Genomic DNA, 20,745 nt, shown 5'->3' on the forward strand with positions numbered 1-20,745 from the left:
AGCAACGGCCGCAGCGCGGCCATGCGGATTCGAAGCATGTCACCGGGCGATACCACGCAGCCCCTGACGAACATCGCGCATCGGGAACACCGGCGCGGATCCGATTGCCCCGTCGTAGCCCGATGCCCGCGCGAAATACCTACTCGGGTAGCAGGCTCAGGGTGCCCTCCGCGCTGCGGGCGGCGGTGAGGCAGGCGGTGGCGGTGAACTGGTCGGCGAGGGGGTGGCGGGCGCGGGCGCGCCACTTCCGGACCGCCGCGACCGCCTGGGCGCGCTGCACCGAGGGCGCCGCGTCGACCGGCAGGCCGAGGCGTAGATGAGGGGCGATACCGGAACCGCCGATGATGCGGTGCAGTTCAGCGAGATCGGTTGCGGGCAGCGTCAATTCGTCGGTGCGCAACCGGCCGAGCAGACGCAGCTCGGCGAAGCCGTGGACGTCGGCGAGCAGGGTGCGCACCTGAGGAAGCAGACTATCGGCCCGGGTGCCAGGGTAGGCCGTGAGCACCCTGGCCAGCGCCGTGAGCGCGGAATGCGCCTTGAGCTGGTCGGCGCGTTGGCCGAACTGCACGTCGAGTACCGAGCGCAACTCGTCGACACCACTGCGGATGGTCAATTCGGCGGCGAGCCGGACCGAATCACGCACGCCGAGTCGGATCAACGTGATCGCCATGCGAATACCGAACATGCCGAATCGCTCGGCGAGCTGCGCGCGCAGCTCCGGCGGCACCGGAAGCGGAATGTCGGCGCGTGCGAACCGATCCGCCGACAGCAGCGCCGCGCTCAGGTCGTCGACGGGAATGCACGCCAGCGCCTCGAATGCCGCGAATTCCTGCTGGCGCAGCGTGGCGGCGGCGAACGCGAGCAGCCCGGCAACCGGAATCACGGCCTGGCACAGCCCGGTTCGCTCGAGTTCCCCGGCGAAACGCACCGCCACATCGCGCGCGGAGTGCAGCGCGTCGATCCGTCCTGCGCCGATTTCGTCCGCCCGTGACACCACACCGACGACGCCGAGCGGGCCCGGCAATCCCGATGTCTCCTCGGCGTTTCCGGCGCCGACTCGCTCCAGGAAGCGCACGTCCGCGGCGTCGAGTCTGCGCAGCAGGTACACGATCGCGTCCGCGCCGGGAACAGCGAGGTTCTCCTGCACCCGCTGCTCGTCCTCCTCCGGCGTCAACAGCTGCGCGGTGCGCCGCGACACCTCGCGTGACAGCGACGACGTACCCGGTGTGTCGATGATCGTCGTGTGCGCGAGCGCCGCCGCGGGCCACTCGACCTCCAGGTGGTCGACGTCGCGCGGTGCCGGCGCGTCCCAGTGCAGCCGGTCCAGGTCGAAGGTCAGACCGTGCGCTCCGCCGCCGCGCCGGACCACCACGTTCGCACGAGCGCCGTCGTAGGCGTGCGCCGTCACGCTCGGCGTCGAACCGTACCGGTACCAGGTGACCACCCTGGTGCACTCGGTCGCATCGGTCGGGGCGATGTCCTGCCCGACAAGGGAATTCAGCAGGGTCGACTTGCCCGCCTTGAGCGAACCGGCCAGTGCGACGCGCAGGGGCTGGTCCAATCTGCGGGCGCAGTCGGCCAGCAGCGCCCGAGGTCGCGGTTCGCTCGCCAGCACCGCCCGCGCCTCGCCGACCAGTCGACGCGCCTCGGCAACGATCCCCGGCGCCGCGCCACCTTCATCTGTCACGGGGCTACCGTACCGGCGGGTCCGCTCGGTAGTGCGGCCTGCATGGCATCGGCATATCGGCGCAGCTCGGCGACCACGCGCAGTTGCTGTTCGAGCAGCGCGCCACGCTCGGCACGCCGGGAGGTGGCCATCGTCGCCGCCTCCTGCGCCGCACGCAGCGAGTCGTCCAGCGAGCGCAGGCTCCGCTGGGCGACACCAGCGTAATGGTCGCGCAGCGCGCGGTGGATGCGGTGCAACCGGTCCTTCGACTCCTTGCCCGCCTGGAATGCCACGTCGTCGACGAACCTGCGCACCGCCGCCTTCGCCTCGTTGCGGCGCTTGGCCAGTCTGGCCTGCTTGTCGTCACGGAATGCCTTGCCGCCCACCAGGACTCCCGCGCCAATCGAGATCGGGTTGAGCAGCGCGAGCCCGGCGAACGTGCTGGCCAGCCCGACCATGAGCACACCGCCGTAGGAGCCGCGCATGCCGACGAGCAGCTTGCTGCCGAAGCCGATGTCGGGCTCCAGGTCGGCGAGTGTGCCGGAACTGGTGTGGCCGGTATCGGCCTGCAGTCCGGGCCGCACCTCCGGCAGGTCGACGGCGCCGATCTCAGAGAAATGCTCCGCGACCCGCTCGGCGAGGTAGAACGCCCGCGCATGGGTCCACAACAGGTTGTCGCCGATCGCGGTGTCGATGGTTCCGGTGAGGTGTTCGGCGATGCGGTCCCAGTGCCGGCCGGGATCGTGCTCGTCGATCCACTCCTCGGTGGTCCGTGCGATGGTGCGCAGCCGGTCCCGCAGGTCGTGGTCGACGTCGCCGGCCAGGTCGGTGATGCCGTCGGCGAGGGTCTGCTGCCACGCCGCGGTGCGGCGGTGCAGTTCCTCGGCCGCCGCTCGGGCGGACTGCAATTCGCGAACGGCCGCCGCGCCCTGCTCCGGATCACGCACCGCGACCAGCTCGCTGCCCAGCGCAAGCGCCAGATGTTCCGCCGCGGAACGGATGTCGCGAGCCACGGCAGCACGCGTCGCGAGCTGATCGCGGGCAACAACCTGGTCGCGCAGGAATTGATAGAGCACGCCGAAACCGGATTCCATACCCAGCTGCGGGTCCTGCAAACGCAGCGCGTGGCTGCGCAGCAGCGACGAGACGGCGATCATCAGCACGTCGAGACCGGCCCGCTCGAGATGACTCCGGTCGGCCTCGCGCACCTGACGCCAGTGCGGGTACAGGTCGGTCTTTGTGAGCAGCAACGCGACCGTCGGGCACAGCTCCCGCACCTGCCGGAGAAAGGCGAGTTCCGGCTCGGTGAGTTCGGTGGACGCGTCCGAGAGCACCAGCACCGCGTCGGCCGCGGGCACCAGGCCGAGCACGTTTGCGGCATAAGAACTCCCGTGCGCGCCGACACCCGGAGTGTCGATCAGCACGATCCCGTCGGCCAGCAGCGCATTGGGCACCTGGACCTCCATACGCACGATGCGCCGCCCTTGGGCGTGCGGGGAGCGCGCATCGATCCTGCCGATCTCCTCGATCGGCACCGCGACCCTGGTCTCCGCGCCGCTGGAGTCGCCGTGTGCCGCGAGCACCAACGCCGCCATCGGCTCGGAGCCGTGCGACAGCGACATCGGCACCGTGGTGGTCGCGTCGTCGCCGACCGGGCAGATGTCGAGGTTCAGCAGCGCGTTGACGAAGCGACTCTTGCCCTGGTCCAGAAGCCCGGCGACGACGATGCGCCTGCGTGGGTCGCGGACCCGGTCGGCCGCCACCTCCAGGCGGCCGACCAGATCGTTGCGGCCCGCGGCACGCGCCGCCGCGATGGTTTCATCGAGTGCCGAAAGCAGCGGTACCGCCGGTGGCGTGGTGTTCGGCGCGGGCGTCCCCATCGCGGCATCGACCTCTTTCCGTAGCGCAGGGCAACTGTCAGTGCAGGAAGGCGTCGCCGGTCAAGTCGGCGCCTGCCGAACCGGTGAGATCGGCACCCGCATGCGTGTCCGTGAAAAGACCCGTGTCGGTCTGCGCACCTGTCGTGCTGTCCAGACCCGAACCGAAGGCGCTCGACACGTCCAGCGAGGACCAAGTGTGCGCGGTCGATCCGACGCTGCCGCCGAGACCCGCCCCGGTATCCACCGCGCCCGGTGTGGTGCCGCCCACCGATCCGCCGAGACCGGCGGCGGTGTCCACCGCGCCACCAACGGTCGAAGTCAGCCCACCGCCGAGATCTGCCGTGGCGCCCAGGCCCGTGGACAGGCCGCTCTCCAGGCCGGTCGTCCCATGCGCACCGATGCCACTGTCCGGGCTCGATCCCAGCTGTGCCCCCGCGCTTGCGGCGCCATCGAAACCGCTCGACAGTCCCGCACCGGCATTGCCCGCAGCACCGAGACCGGTTTCCAAACCGGTCGTCGCGTCAGCGCCCGCACCGAAGGCTCCACCCACGGTCGACGACAAGCCGGTCTCCAGACCGGCGCCAGCGTGCGCACCCGCACCGATCGCACCGTCGATCCCCGTGGTCAGGCTGGTTCCGAGCCCGGCACCTGCCTCGATTCCGGTCGGCAGGCCCGAGCCGAGTCCGGCCGCAGCCTGCGCGCCCGCGTCGATCGCACCGGCAGCACCGGTCCCGAGGCCGACACCGGCCTGCACCGCGCCGTCCACACCTGTGGACAGTCCCACCCCGAGCCCGCTGGACACCCCTGTTTCCAGACCGGTCGTTGCGTCGGCGGCGCCGCTGAGCACCGCACCGACTCCCGTTTCCAGACCCGAGCCGATCTGCGCTCCGGTGCCCAGTGTGCCGTCCAAGCCCGTGGACAGACCGGCGCCGAGATCAGCGCCCGTGCCGAGGGCCGCACCGAGCCCCGTCGCGAGACCGGTCTCCAGGCCCGCCGTCGCCTGTGTTCCGATATTCGCGGCCCCACCGAGGGCCGAGGAAATACCGCCACCGAGTCCGGTGGCCAGATCGCCCGCACCCTGTGCCGCACCGTCGATTCCGCCGGTCAGCCCGGTCGCGGCCTGGCCGGTGGCGTGGAGCGCACTGCCGAGACCGGTCGACAGGCCGGTCTCGAGTCCGGTACCCACCTGTGCTCCGGCTTCGCCCAATCCCTGCAATCCGGTCGACAGCCCGGCACCGAGGCCACCGCCCGCACCGAGCGCTGCGTCGAGACCTGAGGTCAAGCCGCCCGTTGCCTCCACAGCACCCTCCAGACCGGCACCCAGCTCGGCGCCGACCTGCGCACCAGCACCCAGCGTGGCATCCAAACCAGTCGTCAAACCGGTCGCCGCGTCTAAAACACCTTCCAGACCCGCACCCGCCTGCGCGCCCAAAGCCCCGTCGAGACCCGTCGTCAAACCAGCCGCCGCATCCACAGCGCCCTGCAGACCCGCGCCCAGGTCAGTTCCGGCCTGCGCACCGGATCCGAGCACTGTGCCCAGACCCGCGGTCAAACCTGTCGCCGCGTCCACGGCACCCTGCAGACCCGCGCCGAGACCCGTCGTCAACCCCACGGCCCCGTCGACGCCGGTGGACAATCCGGCACCGAGATCCGCGCCCGCGTCCAGTACCGCGTCGATGCCGGTGGACAGGCCGGTCTCGAGTCCGGTTCCGACGTTCGCCACGCCCTGCAGGCCGGTGGACAGCTCGGCACCGAGGTCGACATCAGCCCCGATGCCGGTGATCAACTGGGCGCCCGCTCCGAGCAGGCCCCCCACCGCGGCGGACAGATCCGCTCCGGCGTTCACGACGGTGTCGAGACCCGCTGTCAGCCCGGCGCCCAGATCGGCGCCGACCTGCAGGCCGGTGTCGATCGCTGTGTTCAGACCGGCGCCGAGGTCGAGCCCGAGACCGGTGCCCGCGTCCACGCCGAGATCGACGCCGAGATCGACGCCGAGGTCGAGCCCGGCGTCCGCCGCGGCGGCCGCGCCCACGGTGCCTGCTGCGTTCACCGCGGCAACCGCACCCGTCTGCGCACCTGCCGCCACGATCGCCTGCAGCTGGGAGCCGCCCGCTACCAGTGCCGACTCGGCGACCATCGGGGCACAGGCCGCGATGTCCTCCGGGGTCACCGCGGAAAGGCCTGCCGCGGCCAGCGCCTGGGTCGGGTTCGCGCAGTAGCCGACTGCGGCCTCGTGGTTCCGCAGCAGATCGAGGATGAACTCCAGAATCGCGTTGGGTGTCATCAGAAACATCTCCTGAGATCCGGCGGACCTCATGATCCGCAGTCGTTGGAATGAATTTCACGGTAGGGACACGGCGCGTTACTCCGGAACGGGGCAAACCCCTGCACCCGGTCCCTCCGCACCGATAGGGGCGGCCGCACGAATAGGGGCTTTTCCCGAATCCTTCCCCGCCCGGTAACGGCGGAGTGCCAGCAACCGACAGATCTGTTGCGTCGGCGTGACCACACTGACCTGCGCACTATCGGACTGGACAGCAGTGACACCGGACCAGACAGTTTTCGAACGGGGTTCTCGAATGACACAGCGCCTGGCGCTCGGCATCACGGTCGGCGCGTCGAATTCGGTCGCCATGGCGGCAGCGGAGGATGGCAGCGACGACAACATCATTCTCTCGGGCGGCGGTGCGGTACTCACCCACCCGAGCGTGTTGCGGCTGTCCCCCGACGCGGCGCCCACTTTCGGTGCGGGCGCACGCGCCACCGGTCGTCATTCCAGCGACGTGCTGCTGGAGGGGTTCCTCGCCAGGGTCGGCGACCCGGTGGCCATGCTCGCCGAGGACGGTTCGGCGCATTCGGCGGCCGACCTGGTCGCCACCGCGATCGGATGCCTGCTCGACGAGATCACCTGGGAAGCAGGCCGCTACGTCGACGAGACGGTGGTCGCCTGCCACCCGGCCTCATGGTCGCGGCACACCGTCGACATCCAGCGCGCCGCCCTCGACCAGGCCGGACTTGGTGAGGTGACGCTCGTCCCCGAGCCGACCGCCGCGGTCCGCTGGCTCGACGCCGCACACGGTCCGCTCACGGACGGCGCGGTGGTGGTCTATGACCTCGGTGGATCCGGGCTGACCGTCTCGGTGGTGCGCACCGGGGACCACGCGAGCCTGCTCGGTACACCGCTGCGAAGCACCGACATCGCCGGGGCGGAATTCGATCTGCTGACCATGCGCTATGTCCTGGCAAACGCCGCGCTCGCGAATGATTTCGATCCGTTCGACCCTCTGGTGGAACGCGAGTTATCGGCTTTGCGCGAGCGCTGCAGGAATGCGAAAGAAGAGCTTTCCATCAATACGGCGACGGTCGTTCCGGTGCGGCTGGATCCGGCCGCACCGCGCGGGGGCAACGTGCGGCTGGTGCGCGGTGAGCTGGAGGACCTGCTGCGCGGGCCGCTCTTGAGCTCGATCGACCTGATCCGCGACGCGGTGCACCGGGCCGGGCTCGACATCGGCGACATCGGCCGCGTCCTGCTCACCGGTGGCGGCGGCGCAATCCCCTTGGTCGCTGAGCTGATCTCGTCCGAGTTCGGTCTGCCCGTGGTGGCCGCCCCCGAGCCGGAGCACACCGGCGCCCGCGGCGCCGCGTTGCTGGCCACCGACCTGCTTGCCGCCGAGGCGAAATACCTACCCGTGGCCGCCCCGGTCGCCGAGACCGCGACGGCGCCATCGACCACAGCGCTTCCCGCGCTGAGCCTTCCGCCCCTGCCCGACGAACGCCCGTCCCGCCGCCGTGCGCTCACCGTCAAGCAGCGCGCCGCCATCGTCGCCGGCGCGGCGGTCGCTATCGGCCTGCTGGCCAGCGGCACGGTCGCCGTCGGCACCGGCATCCAGTCCAGCTCGAACCATCCCGCCTCGACCGATCAGCCCACGGCCGGTAGTGCGGCGGAGATCGCCGCGACAACCGTCGTGCGGCCGGGCGAACTGTCCGTACCCGTTGCGGGCGTCGCGGCACCGGACTCGACCACCTCCGCGGGTCGACCGAAAGCCGAGGCGAGCGAGGCCGACTCCCCCTCGTCCGCGACACAGGGCACCACCGTCGCCGTAGTGAACAGCGAGCAGGCCCCTGGCCGGCCTGCGCCCGCGGAGCCTGGTGCGTCGCAACCGGCTCCGCAACCACAGCCGTCCCCCTCCCCGTCCCCGGCTCCGGCACCCGGCACCACCCAGCCCGCGCCGCAGCCGCAGCGTCCGGCGCCGAGCCTGCCGACCGGGGTGCTGAACGACACCATCGACGGCGTCGGCGACACCGTCGGCACCGTGCTACGCGCTCCCGGCCAGATTCTCGGAGGCTCAGGTGGCTGATACTGCCCTCGACACCCTGCCGTGCGCGCGGGAGATCTTCCGGGAACTGGACTCCACCGACCAGCAGCCGCTGGTCTATCTCATCCGCGGCCGCTCGCAAACCGGTAAGTCCACACTGCTCACAGAGATCCGGGCCCGCCTGCGCGCCGATGGCGTCCCGCTGCGGGACGACGCCGCCACACTCCAGCACACGCACGCGCGCAACGGTTCGTCCGCGATGGCGCAGACGCACAGCGGGACCGGAGCGGGCGCGGCGACCGACGCCGCCACGCGACCAGCCCTGATCATCGACAACGCACATACCCTTGGCCGCTTCGACCTCGAATATCTCTGCGCCGTCATCGAATCCGGCCGCTACACGGTTGTCGTGGCGGCACAGCCGCGCCCGCACGACCCGCGGTTGCGGATGCTCGCCGACACGGTCGCCCGACGCGGTCGCGTCGTCGATCTGCGCCCGCTCGGCGGCGCCGACATGGCACCGTTCGCCAGGGAACTCGGCATGATGGTTCCGCGCCAGGTCGCCAAGCACATCCACCTGCAGACCGCGGGTATCCGCGGCGGCGTGGTCGCCGCGTTGACCGCTGCCTGCTCGGCTCGGCTGGACGCGGGGATCGGCGTCGTCGATACCGCCGTCACCGCATGGGCGCGTGCACTGCTGGACAACCTCGAGCCCGACCTGCTGGAGACTCTCGTTGTCGCCACCACCGGGACCGGACTCGACTCCAGCGAGCTCGCCGAAGTACTCGGTGTGGAGCCCGCGGCCGCCCAAGATCTCATCGACCGGGCCAGAGCGTGCGCGCTGGTGACCGATGCCGACCTGCTGCTCGAACCCGCTGTCAGCCCGCTGCGCACGCTGCTCGGCGACCGCAGGTTCGTCGCGGTCCAGCGCAGGCTGCTCGACGCCCGGCTCGACGCAGGCCTGTTGCGCGACCACACCGCCCTGCAGCTCGCCGAATCCGGCGTCCGCGACCCGCGCCTCGCCGAATTCCTGATCGCCGCGGCGGAGAAGGCCGGTCGCGAGGCGGTCCGCTACTACGCCGCCGCGGCGGCCGGCGGCGCCGACCTCGATTCGATCGCGCTGCGCTGGGCCGAGGCGGCCGCGCGCACCGGCGACGGTGCGACGGCCATACGCCTGGCGGAGCCGATGCTCGCACGGCCGGGCAGCACCGGCGCGGAACTCGCCACCGCCGTGCGGATCTGTGCGGCGGTACTGACCCGTCGCGGCATGGTCGGCCGCGCGGCGCAGTTGTACTCCTGGCTCGGCGCGCACCGGGTGGGCCGGGACTGGGCGGTCGGCGCCACCGTGCTGTATCTGGCGGGTGATGTGGCGGGCGCCGCGGAGCTGTCCGCGTCGTCGACGCAGTGGCCGCCCACCGAGGCCGACGCGCACGCCAGGCTGATCGCGACCGGGCTCGCGGACTCCATCGCCGAGCGTGCGAACGGCACGGCCGCGGCGGTATCCGCACTGGTGCAGGCCGCGCACGCCGACGCGGGCCTCGACCGCTTCCTGCCGTGCACGGCGGTGTCGATCGCCACGCTGCTCTCGCTGGGCACCGGTGCGCCGCGCCGCGCCGGAGACGCGTTGCGGCGTGCCGCGGCCAGCGGATTGCGCTGCCATCAGCTCGACGTACTTTCGGCATGGACCGCGATGCTCGGCGGCGACGAGGGCGCCGCCGCGGCCATCGTGGCCGCGCTGGACCACGACTCGCTCGACGTCCGCGACCGGCTGCTCGCACACGGCGTCGCGGTGGGCCTCGCCCGACGTAGCGGCGACCACACCGCGCTGACCCGCGCGTGGCAGGCGGCCGCTCCCTTGTTCGACGACGTGCAGGCAGATCTCCTGTCGGTGCTGCCGATCGGCGAACTGTGGCTGGCAGGCATCCGCCTGCGCGACGAGCGCCGCATCGCGCCGCTGGTGGACGCCACGCTGGCACTACTTCGTCGCCTGGACGAGCCTCCGGCCTGGTCCAACGCCTTCCACTGGTACGGCGTGCAGGCCGCGATCGCCCATGAGAGCCCTGAGGAGCTGCTGCCGCACGCACACGCGCTGAAGGCCGCGGCCGAGGCGGGCGACCGGCACGCCGCGGTGCTCGCGGACGCGGGCCGCACCTGGGTGCTGGTGCTGCGCGGTCAAGTCGCCACCGCACCGGTTCATGCCGCCGTCGCCGCGCTGACCGAGATCGGCATGACCTGGGACGGTGCTCGGCTGGCCAGCGAGGCGGCACTCGCCGCGCCGGACTCCGCGACAGCGACCGCACTGCTCAAACTGGCACGCACGGTCCGCGCCGACGCCCGTCCACAGGAACCGCAGGCCCGGCCGCACGCACCTGCCGCGCGCGAAGGGGGTCAGGCAACGCCGGCGACTCCTGCGCAGGCACCGGCCGCGATCCTCAGCGAACGCGAACGCGAAGTGGCCGAACTGGTGCTGCTCGGGCTGACCTACCGGGAGATCGGGGCGCGGCTGTACATTTCGGCCAAGACGGTCGAGCACCACATCGCCCGCATCCGACGCCGAATCGGTGCCGGCTCGCGATCGGAATTGTTGTCGATGCTGCGCGCCATGGGACACGGCTCGCTGCTGGTGTAACCTTTGCGGTTCCGTGTCAGCGGGAATGCCGAAGCGAGGTACTGAGAATGGCCACTGGGGTGGGCCTGCGCATCGCCGAGGATGAGTGCACCGCGGTAATCGTCACCGACGGCGACGAGGAGCCGCAGTACATCGTCCGCGAGTCGGCCTTGCATATGTCCGACGACGGTGACGCCGTGCTCGGCGGACCGGTACCTGCGGGACGTTCCCACTCGATCACCGGCTTCGTCCCTGCCGTCGGCGATCCCGCGGGCATCTCGGTCGACGACGGTGAGGCCTATCGCGCCGAAGATCTGATGGCCACCGCGTTGTTCTGCCTGATCAATCTGACCGCCGAGCATCTCAACGGTCCGGCGGAGTTCTACGCGACGCATCCTGGGGACTGGCCCGCCGAGCACGTGCGCTCGCTGCGCGAGGCACTGGACTACCTCGGTCTCCGCTCGGTGCTGCTGGTCAGCGAGGGCGACCTGCCCAGCGCCGGAACCGGCGCGAACGGCGGCGTGTTCGCCTACGACGCGGCGCGCGCGGCGCTGGCGGCGGTGCTGGCGACGCCGGCGGGCGCCACCCCGCCGGACCCGTCCACCGCCGAGAACTCGTTGTTGGACACTATCGTCATGCCTGCGGTTCCCGCCGCCCAGCCGCAGGCATACTCCGCCGCCATTCCGGTCGCCACGCCGGTCGCGACGAGCGAACCGGCCGCACCCGAAAAGCCCATACCGGCAACCACTCCCGCGAAGGACCGCGAACGAGCACCGGTACTGATCGCCGTGGCCGCCCTGATCGGGCTGATACTCGGCGGTATCGCAGTGACCGCGCTGTTCCGCAACGACGGCGACACGCCGGTGCCGCCGCTACCCGACGCCAAGTCCGAGCAGTCGTCGGTGAGCCTCACTCCGCCCGCGCCGCCGGTCGAGTTCCCCACGGTGCCCGTCACCACTCCGTCGCCGGAGCCTCCGGTGATCACGCCGGAGACCACGACGCCGGAGACCACGACGCCGCCGCCGGAGACCACCGAGCCGCCGACCACGGCGCCGACTACCACTACACGTCCCACGCGGACGCCGACGACCACGACAAACCCCTTCTACGGACCGATACAGCCGATTCCGACCTTCCCCGGCTGGATACCCGGTAGTCGGTGATTAGTAGCGTCCTTCCCGGGTTTGTGCCCTAGAGTGATCCGCTGACCGGTGTTGTCGGATGAATTGCGGACAACGGTCTGTTGCTGGACGACGGCTGTGTGCCAACGGATTCCGCCTGTGGCCACGGATTTAGCTGGCACGTGCGTGCCGACGAAGGGACTTCATGCGCAAGTTGGTGGCGCGTCGCGCCGCGGTCAAAGCTGTCGCCATCGCCTCGACCGTTCTCCTGGCTCCCTTGTTCGGCACGGTAACCGCCTCGGCTGCGCCCGAGGCTCCCGCGCAGCTCGAAGCGGACACTCTGCCACCGGAGCTGGTGCAGGCCATCGCGCGCGATCTGAAGATGACCCCGACGGAGTACCTGGACCGCGCGGCGCGTGCCCAGCAGCTGCGCGACTACGCGCGCGACTTCCGCTCGGAGCGACCCGATGTCTACGCGGGCGCCTGGATCGGCGCCGACGGCAAGCCCGTCGTCGCGGTCACCTCGCTGGACGCCGCCCATGTCGCCGCCGCCGATGGCTACCAGACCAGGCTGGCCCCGGTTTCCGCGGACAGTCTGGAAGGCTCGCTGATCCAGCTGAACCAGTGGATCACCGGCCTGCCGCGGGAGATTTCGCAGGGGATCAACTCCGTTGCCATCGACTTCCTGAACAGCCAGCTGGTGCTCAGCGTCGCCAACACAGCCGCAGGCCACATGCTCAACCTGCCGACCCTGCTCGCCAACATCAAGGTCATCCTGTCGCCGAACGGCGGAGGTCCGGTCGAGCGGCGTCCGATGGGCGGCGACACCTACATCAGCGCTCCGATTTCACTGAAGGACACCTCGCTGAAGGGCGTCGACGTCTGCTCGTTCGGTTTCAACAGCGTCGACGCGGCGGGCAACGCGCTGAATATCAGTGCGGGCCACTGTGATCCGAATCTGAGTAAGGGCAACCAGGAGGCCACGGTCTACCTGCCGGATGTCCGAGACATACCGTCCAGCCCCGAACTGGGCACTTTCGTGCGAGCAACCCTCGGTGGCCAGACCGCGCTGGACTACTCGGTGATCAAGCTGAATGACCGCGCGGTGCGAGCGGGCATGGACCAGCCCTCGGTACGCGCCGCCAACGGCACCACGCTGTCCATCACAGGTACCGCCGAACCGATCACCGGCGCCCCGGTCTGCAAGTCGGGCCAGTCGTCCACCTTCACCTGTGGCTTCGTCGTGGCCGACCGGGTGGAGACCCAGCTGTACACCGCGGAGGGCGAGAGCAAGATCGTGCGCGGCTTCGCCAACTCGGCGTGCACGCTCGGCGGCGACAGCGGGGGCGCGATCGTGTCCGGCACGCTGGCGCTCGGTATCACCAGTGGTTCCAACGCCGCGGACGCGCCGAATTGCAACGAGGCCAACGCCGCGCTCGCGCAGTACGGCGGCACGGCCACGCTGGGCATTCCGATCCGGCCGATTCTGGCCGATATCGACGCCTCTTCCGGCGGCGGGCTCGGCAGCGGCATCACAGTGCGCACGCGCCCGAACGCAGGGTGACCTGCCCGAAGAGACTGTGGCGACCGACATACGACCGGTTTATCGGCTATCGAACCGACCGGCTTTCCTCGATGAGTAGGCATACCGCGCTCGAGCCCATATAGTCTGCACATGCTCCTGCCACGTATAGGTCCTCTCAGATCAGCCGCGCGACAGACCGGAATCCGAAAAACAGTGATCGCCGCCTCGGCGGCAATCCTGCTGTTCGGCCCCACGGCGGCAGTAGCGACGGCTGAACCCGACCAGGCACCGAACCTGCCCGCCGAACTGGTGGCCGCGGTGACCCGCGATCTGAAGATCTCGCCCGACGAGTACCTGCACCGTGCGGATGTCGCGCAACAGGTTGCCGCGTTCGCCACCAACGCGCAGCGGCAGTACCCGGCCGTTTTCGCAGGCTCCTGGCTCGACGAGGCAGGCAAAGCGGTCGTAGCGCTGGCCCAGGGGCCCGGCGCCGACGAGGCCAAGAAGGCCGCGGAGTCGGCCGGTTTCGAGGTGCGCAACGTCGCCAAGAGCGAGGCCTCGCTGCGTGGCGAGAAGAGCGCGTTCGAGCGGTGGCTGGAGGGCCAACCGGATGTGGTGCGGTCGCTGGTGCGTGGTGCGGTGATCGACACCGTCAACAACTCCATCGCGGTGCGCGTCGACCAGGCGGGCTTGCCGATGCCGAACTTCATCGATCCGGCGCGGATCATCGTGATGGCCCCGCCGGTGGCGGGTGAGGAAAGCACTCTGCAGGCAGGCGACATCGCTGGTGAGACGCAGCGCGGCGCCCTCGCGGCCGGCGACGCCTTCGCGTCGGTCGCAGGACGCAGCTCGCTGCGCTGCTCGCTCGGCTTCAACGGCATCGACCGCAACGGCAACACGGTGAACATCACCGCAGGCCACTGCAACCCGGACATCGCGTCGGCGGGCAGCGGCAACGCCGCGGGTGTCTACGAGCTGAACGGCGACCGGCTCGGCGCGCAGCTCGGTGTGTTCCAGAAGTCGGTGCTCGGCGAGCAGGACTACTCGATCGTGCGGATCAACGACCAGGCCAAGGATCGCTTCGCCAACAACGGCGTTCGGGCGCCCGGCGCGGCCCCGATCGCGGTCGACGGCGTGGCGACCCCGGTCGTCGGCGCTCCGGTCTGCAAGTCCGGTGCGCGCACCGGCTTCAGCTGCGGCGTTGTCAACGCGGTCGACCAGACCGTGCAGGTCGGCGAGCGTGAGCTCACCCAGAGCTTCTCGGCCAACATCTGCGCGCTGCCCGGCGACAGTGGCGGCCCGATCGTGACCGGCCGGCTGGCGCTCGGCATCTCCAGCGCCTCCTCGGTGGCCGACTACCCCGTGTGCGAGATCCCGAACCTGATCGGCGCCCTCACCGGCAACGTGCCGCAGCTTTTCGCGCAGCCGGTGCACGTGGTGCTCTCCGACAACCCGGGGCTTCGCGTCCGCACCAACTGACCAGCAGGACCCGAAAAAGGCCGACAGCATTGCGCTGTCGGCCTTTTCGCCGTATCCGGCCCCTTTTTCCTCTGCCCTTGCGCGGCCTACGGCGGGGAACCCGTCGCGTGCCCCCGCACTGTTCCGGCATTCTGACTGCATGTGTTTGGTGTTGATCGGCTGGCGCGCGCATCCGGACTACCGGTTGATCGTGGCCGCTAACCGGGACGAGTACTACACCCGGCCTGCCGAGTCCATGCGGTGGTGGCCGGAGGTGCCCGGGCTGCTCGCCGGGCGCGACACCGGCGCCGAGAGCAGGGTCGAGGGCGATCCTCCCGGCACCTGGCTCGGGCTCACCACGCGACCACATGGCCGCAGCCGATTCGCCACGGTGACGAACGTACGCGATCCGAACGACGAACGCGCCTACGCCCGCTCCCGTGGCGCGCTGCTGATGGACTTCTTGCGCAGCGCGTCCGACCGTCATTCGGCCGGAGCCTTCCCCGGCCCAGAGAAGTATGTGCTCGACGTCGCGGCCGCGCCTGACGACTACAACGGCTACAACCTGGTGGTCTCCGACTTGGAGACGCTGTGGTGGCACTCCAACCGCAGCCCCGCCCAGCCCAGGGAACTCGTTCCCGGCTTCCACGGGCTCTCCAACGGCACGTTCGTCAGCTCCGCGGGTCTGACCGAGGATGCCCCGGATCCGACCGCGCCCCAACTCATCTGGCCCAAAGTGCACGCGGGCCTGATCGAACTGCGACAGCTCGCGCAGTCCGATCCCGACGCGGTGGAGCGCTATTTCGCAGTGCTCGCCGACCGCACCGAGGCCCCGGACGACCACCTACCGCACACCGGGGTTCCCCAGGAGATGGAGCGGACGCTGTCGGCCAGGTTCATCGGGCACACCTTGCACGGCACCAGGGCAAGCACGGTGCTGCTCGTGCGTGAGGATGGAACGTTCTCGATGGCCGAACGCTCCTTCGGCAGGCTCGGCCGCGAGATCGGCGAGGTGTCCTTCCGTGGCACGCTTGCCCTACCCGGATAACGACACGCGGCCCGCCCTCCGAAGAGAGCGGGCCGCGTGCTGATCGAGCGAGAGGCGTTCGAGCGAATTACTTCGGAGCGACCGCCGTCGCCGAATAGTTCCCTTCCGCCCACTTCGTGGTGCCGTCCGGCGCCTGCAGCGTGTTGATCAAGTCCATGCCCGCAATGGCCAGCGCGGGTCCACCGACGGCCACGGTGCCGAGGATGCCACCGATGCCCGCACCCGCGATGGCGGCGGGGATGCAGCCGATACCGAGGAGCGGCAGGCCGAGGATACAACCGATCACGCCGCCCAAGACGACACCGACGGCGGTGCCGAGGAAGCCGCCCACGGCGGTGGCGATGCCGAACTGGCTGGCGAACTCGTTCTGCGCACGCGAGTTCTCCAGCGGCGAGGCGATCGGCTGCGCGACGATGTTGACGGCATTGACCGGCTTGTCCTTGGGGACGGTGACACCCTGTTCAGGGGTCAGCTCGAGCACCGTGGCGTCGTCCTTGACGACCGGCTTCACCGGGACGAGGGTCTCGGCGACCTTGAAGGCGATCGGGAGCGTCAGAACCGCGTTGCCCTGACCGTCCTTGATCTTGTAGACGTCGTCTTCCTTGACGTCCTCGGAGGACTTCGCGAGTTCGAACGTGCCTCCCTTGAGCGTCGTCACGACGGTCTTGTCCACCAGCTTGACCGAGTACCGGATCGGCTGGTCAGGTGTAGCCGCCGGCTCGTCGGCATGTGCGGTCCCCAGGCCGATGGTCATCGCGCCGATGACCATCGCGGCAGCCGCGGTGGTTCTGCGGAGTTTCATTCAGTTTCCAATCCATGCATCAGGTCGTCGTCCACCAGCGGATCTGCACGCGCGAGCTCTTTCTCATCAAATCCGGTGGCAAATCCGGATCCTCCCCGAGCAGCATGCAGACAGGCACAGCAAACAGAACGTGGTGAGCCTAATAGAACGTCACGCTTTAAGCGAGATCCCTTATCAGGCATGGGGACCAAGCCAATCCGCACCGATTGGCCCCTAATCCCTCGGCGTTTACGGTAGTTATCACCCGCAAGCCCGCCCAAATAGGCAAACCGTGATGTTGATCACAGATAAATGGTGAGTCGAGCCCCGCCCCGCGGGCTACAGCCCAAAGGCCGATACTACGATGGACACCAGTTATTACTGGCGGGTAACTTACCGCCAGTTAGGATACGAGCCAACAGGGTGGTGCCAGAACCGCCCTCGCTCGTGTTGCCTCTAAAGAAAGGTCGCGACATGAATGCCCTGACAGTGACGCTGGGCACGATTGGGGCGACGCTCAGCCTCCTGTGTTGGGCGTCGTTCATCGGCGGCGTCCGCAACATCGCGCGGGCCATCATGGTCGGACAGCCCGCGCCGGATCGCTGGCGGCCGTTCTTCCCGCGGTTCAAGCAGATGATCGTGGAGTTCCTCGCGCATACGCGCATGAATAAATTCCGCACCGTCGGCTGGGCGCACTGGCTCGTGATGATCGGCTTCATCGGCGGCGCCATCCTGTGGTTCGAGGCATACGGGCAGACGTTCGACCCCGAATTCCACTGGCCGATCATCGGCAACTGGGCGATCTACCATCTGTGGGACGAGATCCTCGGCATCGGCACGGTGCTCGGCATCACCACCCTGATCATCCTGCGTCAGCTGAACCACCCGCGACTGCCCGAGCGGCTGTCCCGGTTCAGCGGCTCGAAGTTCGGCCCCGCCTACGTGATCGAGGCGATCGTGCTGATCGAGGGCCTCGGCATGATCTTCGTGAAGGCGGGCAAGATCGCGGCCTACGGCCACTCCAACGCGGCCACCGACTTCTTCACCATTCGGGTGGCCGAACTGCTGCCCGCAAGCCCCACCCTGGTTGCGCTGTTCGCGTTCGTCAAGCTGATGTCCGGCATGCTGTTCCTGCTGCTTGTCGGTCGCAACGTCACCTGGGGGGTGGCCTGGCACCGGTTCTCCGCGTTCCCGAACATCTACTTCAAGCGTGCGGACGACGGCGGCGTCGCCTTGGGTGCGGCCAAGCCGATGATGTCGAAGGGCAAGCCGGTCGACATGGAGACGGCCGATCCGGACACCGACACCTTCGGTGCCGGCCGGATCGAGGACTTCTCCTGGAAGGGCTGGCTGGACTTCACCACTTGCACCGAGTGCGGTCGCTGCCAGTCGCAGTGCCCGGCCTGGAACACCGGCAAGCCGCTCTCGCCCAAACTGTTGATCATGTCGCTGCGTGATCACGGCTACGCCAAGGCGCCCTACCTGCTGGCCGGCGGCCGCAAGGCTGGGTCTGGCGACGAGGCCGGCCTGGTCGACGCCGAGGGCAACCCGAACGAGGCGAAACTGGCCCGAATCCCCGAGGCCGCGAAGGCCGAGGCCGAGCGTCCGCTGGTCGGCGGCGAGGACGTGAACGGCATCATCGATCCCGAGGTGCTGTGGAGCTGCACCACCTGTGGCGCGTGCGTCGAGCAATGCCCGGTGGACATCGAGCACGTCGACCACATCATCGACATGCGCCGCTACCAGGTGCTGATCGAGTCGGAGTTCCCGTCCGAGCTCGCGGGTCTGTTCAAGAACCTGGAGAACAAAGGCAACCCTTGGGGTCAGAACGCCAAGGACCGGCTCAACTGGATCAACGAGCTGGACTTCCAGATCCCGGTCTTCGGTCAGGATGCCGACAGCTTCGACGGCTACGACTACCTGTTCTGGGTCGGCTGCGCGGGCGCCTACGAAGACCGCGCCAAGAAGACCACCAAAGCGGTCGCCGAGCTGCTCGCCACCGCCGGTGTGAAGTTCATGGTGCTCGGCGCCGACGAGACCTGCACGGGCGACTCGGCGCGCCGCGCGGGCAACGAGTTCCTGTTCCAGCAGCTGGCGCAGCAGAATATCGAACTGCTCGACTCGGTGTTCGAGGGCGTCGAGGATCGCAAGAAGAAGATCGTCGTCACCTGTGCACACTGCTTCAACGCGCTCAACAACGAGTACCCGCAGGTCGGCGGCAGCTACGAGGTCGTGCACCACACCCAGCTGCTCAACCGCCTCGTGCGCCAGAAGCAGCTGATCCCGGTGGCGTCGATGTCGCAGAACGTCACCTATCACGACCCCTGCTACCTGGGCAGGCACAACAAGATCTATAACGCGCCCCGTGAACTGATGGCCGCGTCCGGCTCGAACCTGGTCGAGATGCCTCGGCACGGCGAACGGTCCATGTGCTGTGGCGCCGGTGGCGCGCGGATGTGGATGGAAGAGCAACTCGGCAAGCGCATCAACATCGATCGAGTGGACGAGGCATTGGACACGCTCACTGCGTCTGATGGCCGCTCCGGAAGCTCCGCGGCGTCGAAGATCGCGACCGGCTGCCCGTTCTGCCGCGTAATGCTCACCGACGGCGTCACCGCGCGCCAGGAGAAGGGCGAGGGCGAAGGCGTCGAGGTCGTCGACGTCGCCCAGCTGATGCTGGACGCCATCGAGCGCGTCGAGCCCGGAAAGCTGACCGGGAACCTCACCGTCATCCAAGAGCCGAAGGCACCCGAGCCCGAGCCGGAGCCCGCCCCGGCCGCCGCAACTCCCGAGCCTGCCAAGGCCGCGCCGACCGGTGGCGGTCTGGCGATGAAGGGCCCGGCGAAAGCACCCGGTGGCGGCGGACTCGCGATGAAAGGCCCGGCCAAGGCACCCGGCACCAAGGCACCCGCTGCCGAACCCGCGGCGGCCGAGGCCACATCGGCGCCCGCCGCGCCAGTCAAAGGCCTGGCCATGAAGGGCCCTGCGAAGGCCCCTGGTGGTCTGGGCATGAAAGGCGGAGCGAGGGCACCCGGCACCAAGGCTTCGCCTGCTCCTGCCGCCGAGTCGGCCGAATCCACGCCCGCGGCCGAGGCTCCCGCTGCCCCGCCGGTCAAGGGCTTGGGGATCAAGGGCGGCGCCAAGGCGCCCGGACTCGCCATCAAGGGTGCGGCCAAGGCGCCCGGCGCGAAGGCGGCCGCGACTCCTGCCGCCGCCGCTCCGGCCGAGACAGCCACCGACGCGGCTGCTCCGGCCGACTCGGCTCCGACAGAAACCAGTCCGACGGAAGCGAAGCCGACGGTGCCCGCCAAGGGTCTGGCCATGAAGTCCGGCTTCAAGCGCCCCGGTGCCAAGGCACCGGGCGCAAAAGCTCCGGCAGCCGCGTCAGCCGCGACGGAGGAAGCGCCCGCCACGGAAACCACCGCGGTCCCGGCCGAATCCGCCTCCGAGCCCGAGCAGACCACCAACGGCACCGGCGGTAACGGAGCACCCGAGGTCACGCCGCCCGCCGCCAAGCCGGGTGGCCTCGGTTTCAAGTCCGGCGCCAAGGCGCCCGGCCGGAAGAACTGAGCCCAGCCTCCGAAGAACGGAAGAGCCCGGGTCCTTGAAGTGCTCCCCAGAAGTTGGACTGTGAAACTCACTTCCTTCTACCGCCACTAACAGTCCTCGAAGAAGGCTTTGATGTACCCCACCGACTGGTAGACGTAGTCGTATCCCCAGCGGAGCACCGAGAGGTCTGGTTCGGGGTCGGTGAAGAGAAGTTCTCCGTCCCAGCACTTTTCGAGGATGTAGCGAGCTCGGGAAATGTGCGGGGTGAAAGTGACGACGATGACGCGGCGCCAGTTGTCGGCACGGGCGAGGCGGGCGAGTTCGCGTCCCTCGCCGCGGGTGGTGCGCGGGGAGGGGTCGAAGCAGGTGACCTCGAAGCTGTAGCCGCCGTGACAGATCCGGTTCACCAGCCCGCTGTTCTCGTAGGGATCGGAGAACAGCACCCGCGGTGCGTACCCCTCGCGCGCCAGGCGGAGGCCGAGTTGTTCGCGCCCGTCGTGCGCGCCGCCCAGGACGAGAATGGCGTCCGCCGGGGCGGGTATGTCGGTGCGCGGGCGCACATAGACCGGCCACAGCGCCACCACGGCAACGGCGACCACGAGGACCACGCCGAGCAGGGTCCAGGTCCACCGATGATGTCGTCGCACCACGCCGATGCTAGCTGGGCGGCGGGAAGGATCCCGCAGGTCAGGGCGTTTCGCCGACCGAAGTCACCGCATGTACATCTGCTGTTGCCCGGACCCTTGCCCCGGTGACGTCGCGCGGCCACCGGCAGGGTTTACCAATCGATCAT

The 20,745-nt window shown here is 69.3% G+C and carries 12 protein-coding genes; 7 read left to right on the forward strand and 5 right to left on the reverse strand.

All coding sequences use genetic code 11. The features are described 5' to 3' along the window. Positions 1-139: 139 nt before the first annotated feature. The 3 genes from OHB12_RS23370 to OHB12_RS23380 are packed head-to-tail and all read right to left on the reverse strand — an operon-like array spanning position 140 to position 5,830. Positions 140-1,687, reverse strand: coding sequence for a dynamin family protein (locus OHB12_RS23370; RefSeq protein WP_327110722.1), 1,548 nt, complete (start codon positions 1,685-1,687; stop codon positions 140-142). Beyond that, positions 1,684-3,546 (reverse strand): dynamin family protein, encoded by a 1,863-nt coding sequence (locus OHB12_RS23375; RefSeq protein ID WP_327110723.1) that lies wholly within the window; start codon positions 3,544-3,546, stop codon positions 1,684-1,686. Before OHB12_RS23375 ends, OHB12_RS23370 begins: the two co-directional genes overlap by 4 nt. A gap of 37 nt (positions 3,547-3,583) precedes the next feature. Next, positions 3,584-5,830: an IniB N-terminal domain-containing protein gene (locus tag OHB12_RS23380; protein WP_327110724.1), complete on the reverse strand. Its 2,247-nt coding sequence runs from the start codon at positions 5,828-5,830 to the stop codon at positions 3,584-3,586. A 295-nt stretch (positions 5,831-6,125) separates the two neighbouring features. On the opposite strand from OHB12_RS23380, the gene OHB12_RS23385 reads away from it, so the two are divergent. The 6 genes from OHB12_RS23385 to OHB12_RS23410 all read left to right on the forward strand — a co-directional run bounded on the left by OHB12_RS23385 (position 6,126) and on the right by OHB12_RS23410 (position 15,622). Further along, on the forward strand, positions 6,126-7,904 hold the full coding sequence (locus OHB12_RS23385; RefSeq protein WP_327110725.1) for an Hsp70 family protein: 1,779 nt from the start codon (positions 6,126-6,128) through the stop codon (positions 7,902-7,904). Beyond that, positions 7,897-10,491, forward strand: coding sequence for a LuxR C-terminal-related transcriptional regulator (locus tag OHB12_RS23390; protein ID WP_327110726.1), 2,595 nt, complete (start codon positions 7,897-7,899; stop codon positions 10,489-10,491). The genes OHB12_RS23385 and OHB12_RS23390 overlap by 8 nt, the downstream gene beginning before the upstream one ends. Positions 10,492-10,538: 47 nt before the next feature. Further along, positions 10,539-11,633: a hypothetical protein gene (locus OHB12_RS23395; RefSeq protein ID WP_327110727.1), complete on the forward strand. Its 1,095-nt coding sequence runs from the start codon at positions 10,539-10,541 to the stop codon at positions 11,631-11,633. A 163-nt stretch (positions 11,634-11,796) separates the two neighbouring features. After that, positions 11,797-13,155, forward strand: a complete 1,359-nt coding sequence (locus OHB12_RS23400; protein ID WP_327110728.1) for a S1 family peptidase — start codon at positions 11,797-11,799, stop codon at positions 13,153-13,155. Positions 13,156-13,329: 174 nt separating this feature from the next. Beyond that, positions 13,330-14,595, forward strand: coding sequence for a S1 family peptidase (locus OHB12_RS23405; protein ID WP_327110729.1), 1,266 nt, complete (start codon positions 13,330-13,332; stop codon positions 14,593-14,595). A gap of 139 nt (positions 14,596-14,734) precedes the next feature. Further along, positions 14,735-15,622, forward strand: a complete 888-nt coding sequence (locus OHB12_RS23410) for an NRDE family protein (protein WP_327110730.1) — start codon at positions 14,735-14,737, stop codon at positions 15,620-15,622. A 67-nt stretch (positions 15,623-15,689) separates the two neighbouring features. Here OHB12_RS23410 and OHB12_RS23415 read toward each other — a convergent pair whose 3' ends face one another. Beyond that, a complete protein-coding gene (locus OHB12_RS23415; protein WP_327110731.1) occupies positions 15,690-16,424 on the reverse strand; it encodes a hypothetical protein in 735 nt (244 codons plus the stop codon). A 453-nt stretch (positions 16,425-16,877) separates the two neighbouring features. On the opposite strand from OHB12_RS23415, the gene OHB12_RS23420 reads away from it, so the two are divergent. Then, positions 16,878-19,973 (forward strand): (Fe-S)-binding protein, encoded by a 3,096-nt coding sequence (locus tag OHB12_RS23420; RefSeq protein ID WP_327110732.1) that lies wholly within the window; start codon positions 16,878-16,880, stop codon positions 19,971-19,973. Positions 19,974-20,059: 86 nt separating this feature from the next. Here the strand turns inward: OHB12_RS23420 and OHB12_RS23425 are convergent, their stop codons facing one another. Next, positions 20,060-20,599 (reverse strand): YdcF family protein, encoded by a 540-nt coding sequence (locus tag OHB12_RS23425; protein WP_327110733.1) that lies wholly within the window; start codon positions 20,597-20,599, stop codon positions 20,060-20,062. Positions 20,600-20,745 lie beyond the last annotated feature (146 nt).

This window comes from Nocardia sp. NBC_01730 (assembly GCF_035920445.1).
Lineage (GTDB): Bacteria > Actinomycetota > Actinomycetes > Mycobacteriales > Mycobacteriaceae > Nocardia.